The organism is Microcoleus sp. Pol7_B2, from assembly GCF_036701035.1.
Lineage (GTDB): Bacteria > Cyanobacteriota > Cyanobacteriia > Cyanobacteriales > Microcoleaceae > Microcoleus.
The window spans coordinates 57,275-71,694 of sequence record NZ_JAUBQB010000017.1 but is presented as its reverse complement, the minus strand read 5'-3'; the positions used below and the strand labels follow the sequence as shown (position 1 = coordinate 71,694).

Below are 14,420 nucleotides of genomic sequence, written 5' to 3'. Positions count from 1 at the left end.
CTAAACGATCGAAATCAAAAATTTAAATAACTGCAATTCTCAATATCAAACTTAATTAATGTTATGCGATATCAGGAGCATGAGAGGATAGCAATGGTGCAGTTAAGCGAAAAAGGCGATCGAACTTCCCGATCGATCCGTGCGATCGTACCCAGTGCCAGTTTAGCATCTTTTGCCAATCGCCCACGCCCAATCCGCATCCGGTTAAGTTTTGCGATATATCTGCATTTTCGCAGGCGCATCCATTTCTTAACTAGCCGCAGAGGCCGGCAAGATTGACATCACAGGGCGATATGTGCTATGGTGCATCGGCAATTAGTGGACTTAACCTCCACATTCCTAGCAGCAAAAGCTAGTATCCTCAAACCAAAACTATTTGGCAAGAGCCAAAAAAGTAGCCGGCAATGACTTACAGTCTCATCCGGTAAAGGTGTTGTAGTTGTGCCGTTACGAGTCAAAGCGTACAAAATTAAAATGCAGGCAAAGTCAGATTTGTATGTATTTTATTACACTATTGTTAAATATCAAAAAAGCCGATGAAAGTAACCCAGGAAAAACTTCCAGCTAGCCAAATTGGTCTGGAAATCGAAGTACCGTCAGAAAAGTCAAAACAAGCTTACGAGCAAGTAATTAAACAATTTGCTCGCGAGGTTAATATTCCTGGGTTCCGCAAAGGCAAAGTTCCCCGTCAAGTTTTGCTACAGCGCCTAGGCCAGACTCGCTTGAAAGCGACGGCTTTGGAAAATTTGATTAATGATTCCCTGCAAAAAGCCCTAGAACAAGAAAAAATTGCGGCAATTGGCAGTTTTGAACTTCGCACCGAGTTTGAAGAATTACTAGAGAAGTTCGATCCAGAACAGCCTCTGATTTTTTCGGCGAAGGTTGACGTACAACCCGAAGTGAAAATGGGTCAGTACACAGGTTTGCAGCTTCAAGCAGAAGAAGCTAAGTATGATGAGGCTCAGGTAGATGAGGTATTGGCAAAATATCGATCGGACAAAGCTGCTTTAATCCCCGTAGAAGGCCGGCCGGCTCAGTTGGGAGACATGGCTTTGGTTGATTTCTCCGGTAGATTTGCGGAAGCACCAGAAGGCGAAACTCCCGCAGAAATTCCCGGCGGTCAAGCAGAAGATTTTCAAGTAGAATTATCGGAAAATCAGTTTGTACCGGGCTTTATCCAAGGCATGATCGGGATGAATCCAGGAGAAACTAGAGAAGTTTCCGTGCAGTTCCCAGATGAGTATAGCAGTGAAGAACTAGCAGGAAAACCCGCAGTCTTTACGATTACTCTCAAAGAACTTAAGGAAAAAGAATTGCCGGAGTTGGACGACGACTTCGCCCAAGAAGTCAGCGAGTTTGAAACTTTAGCAGAACTGCGCGAATCGCTCGAAACTCGGTTTAAAGCAGACCAAGAAAACAAGACATCAGCTAATAAGGAAAAAGCTATATCAGCAGCCCTCGCGCAGCTAATAGACGTGGAAATCCCAGAAACAATGGTCGATCGCGAAATCGATTATTTGTTGAATCAACAAGCCGTCCAATTGAAAAATTACGGCATAGATATCAACCAACTGTTTACCGAAGAAAATATGGGCCCGATGCGGGAACGCTCGCGCCCGGAAGCAATCGATCGCCTCAAGCAGAATTTAGCTCTGGCAGAAGTAGCCAAGCTGGAATCCTTATCTGTTGAACCAGCAGAAGTAGCAGCAGAAGTAGCAAAAATCAGAAAGCAGTTTCCCAAAGGAGATTTTGACCCCCAAAGGTTGCAGGAATTTGTAGCAGAAGACTTGCTCAAACAAAAAACCCTGAAATGGTTGGAAGAAAAAGGGACAATCGAACTCGTACCTGAAGGGTCTCTGACTCCCGCAGCAGAAGAATCAGAAGAATCAGACGCTGAAGATTCAGCAGAAGCAGCCACGAGCGTTGAAGTGGAAGTCGTAGGCGAAGAATAAAACTTAATGTGTTCAAATGTCTTAATTGGGCGCATTAAATCAACCGCGATTTTAACGGCGCACCCGATCCTTAACTACAAGCTCCGGGTGCGCCCGATCCTTACTAAAATCTCGGGGTGTCCGCTAGAATCAGCCATGATTTACCAGTAAGTATTTTAACTCATTCACCCCGCGAGCCTCGCGAGTCACTCCAGCTTGGCGCCCAGCGCAGAAAGCACTTTCAAAACTCAAAACTACCCCATTCCCCCGATATCCGTTTAGAAGAGGCATAATAGTTAAAAGCTGGCGGCTTAATTTAAAGCTTTCATCAGCAGCAGCAAATTGTCTAGAATCCTTGACTGGTGTCTTATGGTTGTATCTCAATCTTCCAATTACCTAATTACAAGCTATAACGATTTTGATGTCAGTTCCAGCCCCAGCAATGTAGTGCCGATGGTACTAGAACAGTCGGGGATGGGCGAGCGGGCCTTTGACATTTACTCGCGCTTGCTGCGGGAGCGAATTGTGTTTTTAGGAACTCCCGTAACCGACGAAGTTGCTGACTCAATAGTGGCTCAGCTATTGTATCTAGATGCCGAAGACCCAGAAAAAGATGTCCAAATGTACATAAATTCCCCCGGCGGCTCGGTGACGGCCGGCATGGCAATTTATGACACAATGCAGCAAATCCGCCCGGATGTGGTGACGATTTGTTACGGTTTGGCAGCCAGTATGGGCGCATTTCTGCTGACAGCAGGAGCCCACGGTAAGCGGATGTCTCTTCCGAGTTCCCGGATTATGATCCACCAGCCGCTTGGAGGCGCTCAAGGTCAAGCAGTTGATATTGAGATTCAAGCCAAAGAAATCCTTTATCATAAGCGTAAGCTGAATCAACTGCTAGCGCACCACACAGGTCAACCGATCGAGAAATTAGAGGCTGATACAGAGCGCGACTTTTTTATGTCAGCCGAGGAAGCCAAAAATTACGGTTTGGTCGATCGAGTTATCGCTAAAGAAAACCTTCCGGCGGCGGGAGAGAATGTCACTGCACTGAATTAAGAGGCTGTTATGTCTAAGTACGACTCCCATCTAAAATGTTCGTTTTGTGGCAAGTCTCAAGAGCAAGTACGCAAGTTGATCGCAGGGCCCGGGGTGTATATCTGCGACGAATGCGTAGACTTGTGCAATGAAATTTTAGATGAGGAGTTGTTTGATTCGAGTGCAGTGCCTGCTGCTGCGGTGGCTCCGAAGCAGGAAACGACGCCAAAGCGCCGCGGTACCTCGGGCAAAAGTATGTCCCTGAGCCAAATTCCCAAGCCGAGGGAAATTAAAAATTACCTCGACGAAAACGCGATCGGGCAAAATGAGGCGAAAAAAGTGCTATCGGTGGCTGTTTACAACCACTACAAGCGCCTGAGCTTTATCCATGCCAAAAATAGTGGCAAGCACCCGCCGGAAGAAGTAGAACTGCAAAAATCGAATATTTTGTTAATCGGACCGACGGGCTGCGGAAAAACTCTGCTGGCTCAGACGTTGGCGGATATGCTGGACGTACCGTTTGCGGTGGCTGACGCGACGACGCTGACGGAAGCAGGCTATGTCGGGGAAGATGTGGAAAATATTTTGCTGCGGCTGCTGCAAGTGGCAGATATGGACGTGGAAGAGGCGCAGCGCGGAATTATTTATATTGATGAAATTGACAAAATAGCCCGCAAAAGCGAAAATCCTTCGATTACGCGGGATGTGTCGGGTGAAGGCGTGCAGCAGGCGCTGCTGAAAATGCTTGAGGGCACGATCGCCAATGTACCTCCCCAAGGCGGCCGCAAGCATCCCTACCAAGACTGCATCCAAATTGATACTAGCAATATCATGTTTATCTGCGGCGGTGCTTTTGTCGGTCTGGAGAAAGTAATAGAGCAGAGAACTGGCAAAAAGTCAATGGGTTTTATTCAGCCCGGAGAAGCTCAGCCGAAGGAAAAGCGGGCTGCTGATGTACTCAAGCAACTGGAACCGGATGATTTGGTGAAGTTTGGGATGATTCCTGAGTTTATCGGGCGGGTGCCAGTGGCGGCGGTGTTGGAACCGCTGGATGAGGAAACGCTGATGGCGATTTTGACTGAGCCCCGAAATGCTTTGGTTAAGCAGTATCAAAAGCTGCTGAAGATGGATAATGTGCAGTTGGACTTTAAGCCGGAGGCAATTCGGGCGATCGCCCAGGAAGCATACCGCCGCAAAACTGGAGCGCGGGCGCTGCGCGGAATTGTCGAAGAATTGATGTTGGATGTGATGTACGAGTTGCCGTCGCGCAAGGATGTTGCCCGGTGTACGATTACTAAGGAAATGGTCGAGAAGCGATCGACCGCCGAGCTGTTGGTACTTCCGTCTTCGCTGCCCAAGCCAGAGTCAGCTTAAAAGTAGATATTCACAATCACTAGGTGACTCTAATTAAACCTAAAACTTTTAGGGTATTAAGAAACCTGGAAGGGCGGCCACTCTTAGCAGCGCCCCTACTACAAAAACCGGGTTTCTCGGTTTTTTTTAGCGCTCTACTTACCAATCTATAAAATCATCCTCACCTAACTCAGAAGATAACTCGGGAAAATCCGGTTCAGATTCCAATCTAAAAGTTTCCGACTCCCAAATCTCCAAGTCATCCGACAAATCGACTACTTCCCCGTCAAACATACCAGCCAATTGCCTAGCCGTATTCGCGACATCTTGAGCATCAGCACGCACCGCTATAGCCTGAGCGTTAAAGTCATTTTGAGAGTCTGTAGAGCCGTTTGTGGGCGATCGCGATTCGGAAATTGCCGGCACATTAACGGCGGTATTTTCAGGCGCTGGCTGGTGTTTTTGTTCTTCTGGGCCATTCCCCAAAAAATCATCTGTAATCTCAGCATCCGCCGACTTCTGCACCTGTTGGCCCGCATCACTCACAGGATGAGAATTCCTGGCATTTTCCCCAACACGTCCGTTAGAAGTTGGCAAATCCTTAGCGCGAGAACTATTAGTTTCAGCGGGATTTGTCAAGCCCACTTTTACTGTTACTCGACGGTTAAAAATTTGCAAAAAAGCTTCTTCAATATTAGCTACTTTGTCTTTAACCATATTGAGCAACGGCTGCGAACTAATCTTAACATGAGCCGTATTATTGCTAAAAATTACTAGCTGTCCATGTTGGCGAAGCAGCGATTGAGTTCCATGCGGCCGCACGCGGTCAAGTACCTGTTCCCACACTCGATTTAAATCGATTTCATCGGCTGAATTAGTCGGTAAATAATTTGTTTGATTCGTTTCAGCAGTTGGTACAGGTGCGGGAATTGGTGCAGGAGGTGGGCTTTCTGTTCTATTAGCCACAGGCGGCGAAGTCGGTGGAGGATTTTGAGGTTTGGCAGCCGGAGGCGGTTCGATATTAGATGTCTGGCTCCCCCCCTTAGCAAGGGGGGGCTGGGGGGGGTGAATTTGTGATGGAGCAACATTTTTCGCTGGTTCGGCTGTTTTTTGCTGCTGAGTTTTAATTGCTGAGGGCAACAATCCCAATAGCGTTACTTCCAGCCACAAACGTGGCTGAGTAGTGTTTTTAATTTGCACTTCGTGGGTTTGCAAATGTTTCTGACCTGCCAAAATCAACTCCGCATCCCAACTGCGGGCAAAATCCCCCAGTTTTTCCCAAGTGGCCGATGTTAAAGCTACTAAATCTGACCGCTTTGGTGCAGCTTTGGCTATTAACAAATCTCGGTAAAAGCTCGCGAGACTTTGCAGCACGATTAGCGGTTCCCGACCGCGATCCATGAGGTGGCGGGTCATGTCTATTAGTGCGGTAGCGTTATCTGTATCAATAGCTTGCAGCAAATCCATTAAGTCATTTTCTGGGACTGCACCGACTAAATCCCAAACTTTTTCTACTGTTACTTCACCCTGAAATAAGCTTAGTTGATCGAGCAAACTTTCGGCATCTCGCAGACCTCCTTGGGCGATTTGAGCGACCATTTGTACTGCATCGCTGGCAATATTGATATTTTCTAATTTGGCAATTTTGTGCAAATGAGCAATCATTGCATCGAGAGGAATGCGGCGGAAGTCGAACTTTTGGCAACGAGAAATAATAGTTGGTAATACTCTTTGTGGGTCGGTTGTGGCGAGGACGAATACAACGCGATCTGGCGGTTCTTCTAGGGTTTTTAATAAGGCATTAAATGCCTGGGTACTGAGCATATGAACTTCGTCGATTACATATACTTTATAGCGGCACTGTACGGGAGCAAATTGAGCTCGTTCGATCAAATCCCGAATGTTATCTACTCCGGTGTTGCTGGCGGCGTCAATTTCGATGACATCTAGTGTCGAACCTCGGGCAATTTCTTGGCAAACGTTGCATTTGCCGCAGGGTGTGGGTGTGGGGGCAACCGTAGAAATACAGTTGAGGGATTTGGCGAAAATTCTCGCACTAGAGGTTTTACCGGTGCCTCTGGGGCCGGTGAATAGATATGCTGGTGCTATACGCTCTTGTAGGATGGCGCTGGTGAGGGTTTGGGCGATCGCCTCTTGACCGACTAATTCGGCAAATGTCTGAGGGCGATATTTGTGGTGCAGGGGTTCGTAGGTCACGATCGAATATGGGTGGTATTAGCTGTAATCTTAGCTAAGGAGACGTTGTTCGATCGCACCACAGCTCGACTTTCACAGCAAGCCGCCCGGTGGGCTGGCACGGCGGGAGTCAGCCAACAGTAGGAATTATCACTCTCCAACGTCCGCCCCTCGATTGTCCGGGCGATCGACTGTTCTCCTTGATGTTTTCCGCTGCTCGCTCCCAGAGTTACTATTAATTTATGTGTATTTCTTTTTATTTTTCTAGAAACGGAGACCGCCGAACAAACATTTTTTTTAGCGATATTGGTATAATATATTACAGACAATTCACCATTTCTATTGGCCAGTGCCAGCGCGGGATTTTCCGATATTTCGGGAAGCTGCTTGCAGTTAAAGATAAAGTATTAATTAGAGGGTGCGTGCTCCAGTTGCAGAAATCCAGTTGTACCAAGATGATGGTGGAATGATGTCAATGTTGGTTGATCCAGTTGCACTACCAGCTCTACTCTGGAGTCCTGTAGAAATATAGCGTCAAATTTTACCCTTTAAAAGCCCATGTCAACCCAAATAATCCTTGTAGAACCAAGGTTGGCAGTAGCCTCTCCCAAACCTAAACAGGCTAAACCCGGAGATCCGTCCTCAGACCAACTCTTAATGGGAGGGTCGGGATTACTGTTGTTATTGCTTATCGGTTTAGCGGTGTTTACCAAGCTAAAACTCGACGATTTGAGTAAAAAGCTCAAATTTGAGGAGTTTAGAAATCGAGAACTCCAGAAAAAATATAAAATGGCTCTGGAAACCATGTTAAAGATGGAAAAGAATCCCGACCTTATCCACTCGCGAGACTTTAATTTAGACTACCTGAGAATGCGGATGGCGGAAGAGGTCTTTCACTTTGCCATTGTGAACCAGATCAAGGTAAAAGTTAAAGAAAAAATTAGTATTGCCCTGCGTCCGACTCAGGGGGCAGTGGGAGATAAAAATGGGAATGCGGGCAGCGGCCGGCAAGTGGATTCGATGTTTGATATCGAATACGAAACTGGCGATCCGGCAATAAAAATAGAAAAACGCGTGCTGTTTCGGATTCAAATTAAGTTGATGAAACTGCCGACTCAGGCAACATCAGCGACAATTAATCAAATTATTGACTGTTTGGAAACTTATCTGAGTCCTTCAGACGATCACGACAGTTGGCAGCCAACAATTCAAGGTCGCATCGTTCATATTGAGTGGGATCAAAAAGCCAAGCCGACGCCGATGTTGGTGCTGGAACAGTCAAATGAAGGAGTGAATGTTACCTTTAGGACTACTAGAACGCCTGCCGGCAGACCTGCAAATGCCAATGATAGCCAATTGGCCGGATCTAAGGGTCAAAAAAGTGGCAAAAGTAGTTCTAAAAGTCCAGCAAAAAGTGGGACAAAAAGTCCTGCTAAGGTAGGAGGAAAGCGTCCCGTTTCTCGGAAATAAGTGTAGGTGGATTAATATTATTTTCCCGAAAGAACGCCGGTTGCCACCGTTGTTGATGTGTCTTGTGCGAGGTAGCCGTCTTCCATGTGAATAATGCGATCGGCTATATCTAAAATGCGGTTGTCGTGGGTGACAAGCAAAATAGTGCAGTGCTGTTCTTTGGCCAAACCTCGCATAATTTCTACCACATCTCGACCTGATTTACTGTCTAGTGCTGCTGTGGGTTCGTCTGCTAATACTAATTTCGGCTGGCTGACTAATGCGCGGGCGATCGCAACTCTTTGTTTCTGTCCGCCAGAAAGACTGTCCGGGTAATAATCTATTCTTTCTCCCAAGCCTACAGCTTCCAGCATTCCCTCTATTCTATCATTAGTTTCTTGGCGAGAAAGATGGCTGTGCAGTTCTAAAGACATTTGCACGTTTTGCCTAGCTGTCAAGCATTTGAGCAAATTGTGACCTTGGAAAATATAGCCGATGTCGCGGCGGATTTTAACTAATTTATTTTTCGCGGTTCCCCGCAATTCTTGGCCAAGAATTTTAAGACTACCTTCTTGGATCGATCGCAAAGCTCCAATCAAGGTTAACAATGTTGTTTTCCCAGACCCCGAAGGCCCAGTCATCAGCACGATTTCGCCCGGATAAATTTCGAGGTTGATGTCAAATAATGTCTGTTTGCGAAGTTGTCCTTCGCCGAAGGAATGATTGAGATTTTTAATTGAGACTACTGGTAAAGTATTCATGGGTAATTTGTACTTGGTAATTGGTAATTGGTAATTCCTTCTTCCTTCTTCCTTCTTCCTTCTTCCTTCTTCCTTCTTCCTTCTTCCTTCGTTAAAAAATATCCGCCGGGTCAGCCGCCTGCAACTTCCTAACTGCGATCGCCCCCGATACAGAACACATGATCGTTGTCATTGTAAACACAGTTACAACTTTTCCCAAAGTCATGTACATCGGTAAACTCGTAGCAGTTCTAGCTAAACCGTATAGCCCCACAGAAATCCCAAGTCCTGGCAGATAACCAAGGATTGCCAAAATTAAAGCCTCTTGAAAAACCACACTCAAAAAGTAACCGTCTTTATATCCCATCGCCTTTAACGTAGCGTATTCTGGCAAATGGTCATTAACATCAGTATAGAGAATTTGATAGACAATCACGATTCCAACGATAAACCCCATTGACGCGCCGAGAGTAAAAATAAATCCGATCGCCGTGCTTTCTTCCCAATATTTTCTCTCAAAAGCTACGAACTCTTCTTTAGAAGCAATTGTCACGTCTTGCGGTAAAGTTGCCCTCATTTTTGCAATCATCGCCTTGACATCCGTTCCCGGCTGCAAGTGAACAATTCCGACATCAATTAAACCTCTAGTTCTTCTACTATGAAAAATCCGCAGAAAATTCAAATCGCTAGTAATAAGATTGCCATCAGCACCGAAAGATGCTCCTAAAGTAAATAACCCCTCTACAGTAACGCGGCGGTTATCTATTTCAGTTTCCACAGGCTTTCCCTGGTTGAAATATTCTGCTACTGGCCCAAACTCCGGGCGGGAAGCTCGATCGAATAAAACGACATCTGAAATTTTGATTTTGTCCAAATTATTTTTGACTTCCGGCAGCTCAAAGATGGGACGAGCGGGGTCAAAACCGATTACCATCAGTTGGCGGGTATTGTTTTTGTCTGGTTCGGGGTTTTTCCACAAACCAAAGCCTAGATATACCGGGCTGATTCCGGTAACGCCATTAAAACTCAAAGCTTGATACAAACGCCGTTGGGGAAAACTTTTCATGGCTATTAAAGCCGTTGATTGGGTGCTGGTGATAAAAATATCCCCTTTTAATTGCGAGTGAAAACTGGTGGAACTTTCAAATAGCGCGTCTCTAAATCCAAACTGGATAAACATCAGCAAGTCGGCAAATCCAATGCCGGCTAGCGCGATTACTAATCGCATTTTTTCGCGGGTTAACTGTGCCCAAGCTAGCGGTATTTTGGCCATACAATCAAGGAAGAAGGAATAAGGAAGGAGGAAGAAGGAAGAGGGAAAAGGGAAAAGGGAATAAGGAAGGAGGAAGAGGGAAGAACGAGTAATGAGTAACAAGCTCGATCACTCCTCTGACCAATTACCAATTACCAATTAATTACCCATTTTAGATGTCTATTTTAATTTCAACCTGTAAGTTTGTGAAAGATGCAACTTTCTTGCTCGATTCCGGATCGAGGCGAATTCTTACTTCGATAACTCTCGCGTCGGTGTCGGCGGCGGGGTCTGTATTGAGGACATCTTTTTTGCCGATTTGTTGGCCGATGCGAGCGACTGTGCCTTTCAAAGTGCCTGCAAAAACCGGGCTGGTGACTGTTGCGCGCTGGCCGTTTCGCACTTTGGCGATGTCGGTTTCGTAAACTTCTGCTACGGCGTACATTTGATCGGTGCCGCCTAGTTCTACGATGCCGTCTTGAGTGTTGACACCTTCTCCTTGTCGGCTGTGAACTTTGAGGATGTAGCCGGATACGGGTGCTTTGACGTAGCTTAAGTTTAAGTCTACTTGAGCTTTTTGTTTGGTGGCGATCGCACTTTCGACGGCGGCTTGGGCGGCTTGCACGTCTTCGGGACGTACTTCGGCAATTTGGTCGAGATTTGCTTTGGCTTGATTGATTTGTTCTTGGCCTGTTTCTGCTTTTTGTTTGAGTATTGCTTCGGCTTGATTGATTTGTTCTTGTCCTGTTTCTATCTTTTGATTTAAGGTGGCTCGGGCTTGGTTAATTTCCTGCCTACCTGTTTCTAACTTGCGTCGGAGATTGGCTCGGGATTGATTGATTTCCTGCTTGCCTGTTTCTACTGTTTGTTTGATTGTTGCTTTCGTTTCGACTATTTGCTCTTGCAGTGTTTGCACTGTTTTTTCTAATACAGCTTGCGCTTCTTTTACTCTCTGGCGAGCCGTCTCTGCTGCTAAGCGTTTGGTGTCGTAGGCGGAAGCAGAAATTGCGCCTGTTTCTGAGAGTTCTTTATTGCGTTGTTCCTCGGCTTCGGCGTTTGTCAATTCGGCTTTTAGCCGATCGACTGTAGCGTTTTGAGAGGCAATTTCGCCGCGCAATTGAGCTTCTAACCTAGCCAATTTGGATTGCTGCACCTCTGTTTCTCTTTGGAGTTGTGCCTCAAATTTGGCAAGATTAGCTTGTTCGGCTTCGGTTTCTCTTTGGAGTTGTGCCTCGAATTTGGCGACGTTAGCTTGTTCAGCTTCGGTTTCTCTTCGCAGTTGAGCTTCTAAGCGGGCGACATTGGCTGCTTCGCCTTCGGTTTCTCTTTGCACTTGTGCTTCAAACTTGGCAACTTCTGCTTTTTGAGCGCCGACAACGCCTGTTTTTGCGCCTGCTTGAATTTTCGCTAATTCTGCTTGTTTGACTTTGACTTCTTTGTCGGCTTGTTGGAGGATTGCTAGGAGTCGATCACGCGTATCGAGAACTGCTATGATTTGTCCTTTACTGACTCGATCGCCCTCTTCCACCTGCAACACTTCAATTCTTGCTCCCTCCGACGCCGAAGGGGCTGACAATTTGATAACTTCCCCCTGGGGAGTCAACCTACCCAAAGCTGTGACGCTGTTGCGGGTGGCGGCGGGAGTTGCAGCCGCCGCTGCAGCCGCCGCCTTTAACTCTTCGGCTTTTCTAAGTTGAGATACTTGCCAAAAACCGACTCCTGTGGTAATAACCGTGGCGGCGATCGCTAAACCGATGATTCCTCGTCCTGGGGGTTTTAAAAATGATTTATCCTTGACCCGTGATTCCTTTCCCATTACTTATAAAGTAGGTGATTTCCTGATTAAGTTTTTTTCACCCACTGTGAAGTATTGTAAACCAATTTCAGCTATTTAGGAATATCAAAAAGCACCTCGGTCATGTAATGTTCGGCCCAATCTTGACCGAAAGCTTTTTCGAGTACGCGGCGGGTTTTGTCGTTTTGCTGCTGCTGGGTGCAGTAGTAAATTTGAGCGTCGAGAATTTTCGATGCTTCGGCGGCAGAGACTGGTTCGGAAGCGACTGCCTGTTTGCAGTGAATTTCAACGTAGGATTCAACAATATCCAAAAACCGACTGTTTTCTTCGATCGACTCTGGCCGCACAAACAGACAAAATTCTGAGAAAATATCCCCCCATTCGGGAATTTGGCGGGGACAAGAAAATTGATCGATCGGCAATATTGCCAGTTGGGTTCGGTAGGTTTCCGACAAAGTTCGATCGGGATTGAGGGGAGAAAGGTCTGCGATCGCGGCGCTAACTTGGCCTTTGCCTGCTACTATATCGGTACCGAACATCGGCAAAGCATAATTCGGTCTGGGAAACATCACGCAGTGCAGAATGTCAAGCAAGGGGCCGACTTTAGCGAGTTCGAGGTGTATTTTGCGGAACTGGGGCGTTTGATAGCAGCGGTTTTCAATGATCAGTTTTTCTCCTTCCAAGCGGCCTTCTACGTATCCCAACTCAGCGGGCAGGTGGTAGGGTTCGAGGTCGAGATAGCGGTGCCATACTGCTTCCATCCGATCGGCTAAATCGCGGATGAGATGGTGCTGTTGGTCGCGCAGAGAAGGCTGGGATATTTCTAACATTCTTATTTATCGGGGGATAGCTTAATAAAACTTGATTCTACTGTTGCAAGATGCAGGAAAAAAGGTAGATACTTTAACAATATCAGTAGATTGACTTAGGATCGAGCAAGTTTTACAGGAGATTTTGTATGTTTGGTCTGGGATTGCCTGAAATGGGCATTGTTGCGGTGGTGGCTATACTAATTTTCGGCCCCAAGAAGATTCCTGAGTTGGGAAATGCTTTGGGCAAAACGTTGCGGAGTTTTAAGGAAGGGGTTGGTCAATCTGAGGATGAAGCTGTTGAGAAGGATAAAGAGGAAGAGGGCCAGCCGAAAGTGTAAATTAGGTTTGTAGTGAGGGTTTTAGTCTTCCTTTTTAAGGGTTCAAGCCCTCACTAAGAACCTATTCGGGAAATTTGCCTTCTCTAACTTCGAGGGAATAATCTGTGACAGCTTGGGTAATCGTTTCTCGCAAATTGGCGTAAGCTTTAGCAAAAGGCGGCTGTTTTTCGGAAAGTCCCAGGAAATCTGAAGTAACTAAAACTTGACCGTCGCAGTGCGGCCCCGCGCCGATACCAATGGTGGGAATAGTTAGTTTTTGGGTAATTTGAGCGGCTAAGTCGGCGGGAATGTGTTCTAAGACGATCGCAAAGGCACCTGCTTCTTGAAGCGCGATCGACTCTGCTATGATGCGATCGGCTGCTTGGGCCGTTTTTCCTTGTTTTTTGTAGCCGAGTTGGTGTACCGACTGCGGAGTTAAACCGACGTGCCCCATCACCGGAATTCCGGCGGATGTTAGCTGCGAAACTGTGGCGGCCATTGCTGGATATCCGCCTTCTAATTTTACAGCTTGAGCGCCTGTTTCTTTCAAAGCTCTCCCGGCCGAGTGCATGGCTTGCTGGGCACTTTCTTGGTAAGTCAAAAACGGCAAATCTACAACAATTAATGCTTGTTTAACACCACGGCGCACTGCTTTAGCGTGGTGCAGCATTTCATCGAGGGTTATGGGTAGTGTTGTGTCGTAGCCTAAGACTGTCATGGCGAGGGAATCGCCGACTAGGATGATATCTACGCCTGCTTGATCGATGAGTTGGGCGATCGCATAATCATAAGCTGTCAGGGCAACAATTGACCGCCCTTGTTGTTTCCACTGAATTAATTGATGAGTAGTGACTGACATTTTACTGCAAAAATATAATATTATCTCCGGCTATTACTTATAATATTAAACCAGGTTGATTCGTTCTTGTATAATTTGCGCTGTACAATTTGCGCTCTCGTAGGGGCTGGTTTTACCAACCATCTATGTTTAAAACTAAGTATATAGTCAACCCGCTCCCCTCATGCTCAGTCCGCGCAACGCGAGACTCAAAGACAATGGGCAGTGTATTTATGGCAAAAACCATAGGAATTTTATACCCGAATATAACTTTGGCTTCCCTCTGCTGGCAAAACAATCAACCGCTGATTTTTCAAGTCTGGTTCTAAACCCAAATCTTCGAGAGGAATTAAGCCGAGTAAAGGTTCTTCTCCTGCGGGGATTTCTACACAATCATACCTGCCTTCTCGTCCAGCTACTGCAAGACCAACATTTTTGAACAGACGAAATTGTCTAGCTCCTATTGCTGTATTTCCTTGGATTTCACCAACTAGAGTTAAACCTAACTGAGCGATAATATCTGCTGGTAAGCAGAGGCGAATTACTCCTTTATCTACTAAAACGTTATCGAGGGTGATTGAGCGTATTTCCTCTGCGGGGATGAACCCTCTTTCTGCTAGAATCTTGTCTACTTCGTTGGTGACGGTTATTGTTGCGGTGACTCTGCCCATTTTTTCCTTTAGTTTTGCTACGCAAGGC

14 protein-coding genes are annotated in these 14,420 nt (G+C 46.4%); 6 read left to right on the top strand and 8 right to left on the bottom strand.

What is annotated here, in order from left to right; genetic code table 11:
- Window positions 1-93 precede the first annotated feature (93 nt).
- The 4 genes from QUA57_RS09600 (at window position 94) to clpX (ending at window position 4,343) form a co-directional block, all read left to right on the top strand.
- A complete protein-coding gene (locus tag QUA57_RS09600; RefSeq protein ID WP_333060537.1) occupies window positions 94-279 on the top strand; it encodes a hypothetical protein in 186 nt (61 codons plus the stop codon).
- A gap of 257 nt (window positions 280-536) precedes the next feature.
- Window positions 537-1,952, top strand: coding sequence for a trigger factor (gene tig, locus QUA57_RS09595; RefSeq protein WP_333060536.1), 1,416 nt, complete (start codon window positions 537-539; stop codon window positions 1,950-1,952).
- 348 nt (window positions 1,953-2,300) lie between these two features.
- Window positions 2,301-2,990: an ATP-dependent Clp endopeptidase proteolytic subunit ClpP gene (gene clpP / locus QUA57_RS09590; protein ID WP_015179195.1), complete on the top strand. Its 690-nt coding sequence runs from the start codon at window positions 2,301-2,303 to the stop codon at window positions 2,988-2,990.
- 9 nt (window positions 2,991-2,999) lie between these two features.
- Window positions 3,000-4,343 (top strand): ATP-dependent protease ATP-binding subunit ClpX, encoded by a 1,344-nt coding sequence (clpX, locus tag QUA57_RS09585; RefSeq protein WP_333060535.1) that lies wholly within the window; start codon window positions 3,000-3,002, stop codon window positions 4,341-4,343.
- Between the two features lie 138 nt (window positions 4,344-4,481).
- Here the strand turns inward: clpX and QUA57_RS09580 are convergent, their stop codons facing one another.
- Window positions 4,482-6,539, bottom strand: coding sequence for a DNA polymerase III subunit gamma/tau (locus QUA57_RS09580; RefSeq protein WP_333060534.1), 2,058 nt, complete (start codon window positions 6,537-6,539; stop codon window positions 4,482-4,484).
- A complete protein-coding gene (locus QUA57_RS09575) occupies window positions 6,536-6,847 on the bottom strand; it encodes a hypothetical protein (RefSeq protein ID WP_333251065.1) in 312 nt (103 codons plus the stop codon). The genes QUA57_RS09580 and QUA57_RS09575 overlap by 4 nt, the downstream gene beginning before the upstream one ends.
- Window positions 6,848-7,076: 229 nt before the next feature.
- Between QUA57_RS09575 and QUA57_RS09570 the strand changes: the two genes are divergently transcribed.
- On the top strand, window positions 7,077-7,988 hold the full coding sequence (locus QUA57_RS09570) for a hypothetical protein (RefSeq protein WP_333060533.1): 912 nt from the start codon (window positions 7,077-7,079) through the stop codon (window positions 7,986-7,988).
- A gap of 17 nt (window positions 7,989-8,005) precedes the next feature.
- On the opposite strand, the gene QUA57_RS09565 is transcribed toward QUA57_RS09570, so the two are convergent.
- The 4 genes from QUA57_RS09565 to QUA57_RS09550 form a co-directional block, all read right to left on the bottom strand.
- The gene (locus QUA57_RS09565) at window positions 8,006-8,728 is read right to left on the bottom strand and encodes a DevA family ABC transporter ATP-binding protein (protein WP_333060532.1); all 723 of its coding nucleotides are present in this window, start codon (window positions 8,726-8,728) and stop codon (window positions 8,006-8,008) included.
- Window positions 8,729-8,819: 91 nt separating this feature from the next.
- A complete protein-coding gene (gene devC / locus QUA57_RS09560) occupies window positions 8,820-9,980 on the bottom strand; it encodes an ABC transporter permease DevC (protein ID WP_333060531.1) in 1,161 nt (386 codons plus the stop codon).
- A gap of 151 nt (window positions 9,981-10,131) precedes the next feature.
- The gene (locus QUA57_RS09555) at window positions 10,132-11,775 is read right to left on the bottom strand and encodes an HlyD family efflux transporter periplasmic adaptor subunit (protein WP_333060530.1); all 1,644 of its coding nucleotides are present in this window, start codon (window positions 11,773-11,775) and stop codon (window positions 10,132-10,134) included.
- A gap of 71 nt (window positions 11,776-11,846) precedes the next feature.
- Window positions 11,847-12,584, bottom strand: a complete 738-nt coding sequence (locus QUA57_RS09550) for a phycocyanobilin:ferredoxin oxidoreductase (protein ID WP_333041658.1) — start codon at window positions 12,582-12,584, stop codon at window positions 11,847-11,849.
- A gap of 128 nt (window positions 12,585-12,712) precedes the next feature.
- On the opposite strand from QUA57_RS09550, the gene tatA reads away from it, so the two are divergent.
- A complete protein-coding gene (gene tatA, locus QUA57_RS09545) occupies window positions 12,713-12,904 on the top strand; it encodes a twin-arginine translocase TatA/TatE family subunit (protein ID WP_190734631.1) in 192 nt (63 codons plus the stop codon).
- A 61-nt stretch (window positions 12,905-12,965) separates the two neighbouring features.
- On the opposite strand, the gene panB is transcribed toward tatA, so the two are convergent.
- Both panB and QUA57_RS09535 read right to left on the bottom strand, forming a co-directional pair.
- Entirely contained in the window at window positions 12,966-13,742 is a 777-nt protein-coding gene (panB, locus tag QUA57_RS09540) for a 3-methyl-2-oxobutanoate hydroxymethyltransferase (RefSeq protein WP_333060529.1), read from the bottom strand.
- A gap of 233 nt (window positions 13,743-13,975) precedes the next feature.
- Window positions 13,976-14,392: an aspartyl protease gene (locus QUA57_RS09535; protein WP_333060528.1), complete on the bottom strand. Its 417-nt coding sequence runs from the start codon at window positions 14,390-14,392 to the stop codon at window positions 13,976-13,978.
- Between the last annotated feature and the right edge of the window lie 28 nt (window positions 14,393-14,420).

Coding starts and splice junctions, on each gene's coding strand:
- QUA57_RS09600 (WP_333060537.1), top strand. CDS start 94: ATGGTGCAGTTAAGCGAAAAAGGCGATCGAACTTCCCGATCGATCCGT.
- tig (WP_333060536.1), top strand. CDS start 537: ATGAAAGTAACCCAGGAAAAACTTCCAGCTAGCCAAATTGGTCTGGAA.
- clpP (WP_015179195.1), top strand. CDS start 2,301: ATGGTTGTATCTCAATCTTCCAATTACCTAATTACAAGCTATAACGAT.
- clpX (WP_333060535.1), top strand. CDS start 3,000: ATGTCTAAGTACGACTCCCATCTAAAATGTTCGTTTTGTGGCAAGTCT.
- QUA57_RS09570 (WP_333060533.1), top strand. CDS start 7,077: ATGTCAACCCAAATAATCCTTGTAGAACCAAGGTTGGCAGTAGCCTCT.
- QUA57_RS09565 (WP_333060532.1), bottom strand. CDS start 8,728: ATGAATACTTTACCAGTAGTCTCAATTAAAAATCTCAATCATTCCTTC.
- devC (WP_333060531.1), bottom strand. CDS start 9,980: ATGGCCAAAATACCGCTAGCTTGGGCACAGTTAACCCGCGAAAAAATG.
- QUA57_RS09555 (WP_333060530.1), bottom strand. CDS start 11,775: ATGGGAAAGGAATCACGGGTCAAGGATAAATCATTTTTAAAACCCCCA.
- QUA57_RS09550 (WP_333041658.1), bottom strand. CDS start 12,584: ATGTTAGAAATATCCCAGCCTTCTCTGCGCGACCAACAGCACCATCTC.
- tatA (WP_190734631.1), top strand. CDS start 12,713: ATGTTTGGTCTGGGATTGCCTGAAATGGGCATTGTTGCGGTGGTGGCT.
- panB (WP_333060529.1), bottom strand. CDS start 13,742: ATGTCAGTCACTACTCATCAATTAATTCAGTGGAAACAACAAGGGCGG.
- QUA57_RS09535 (WP_333060528.1), bottom strand. CDS start 14,392: ATGGGCAGAGTCACCGCAACAATAACCGTCACCAACGAAGTAGACAAG.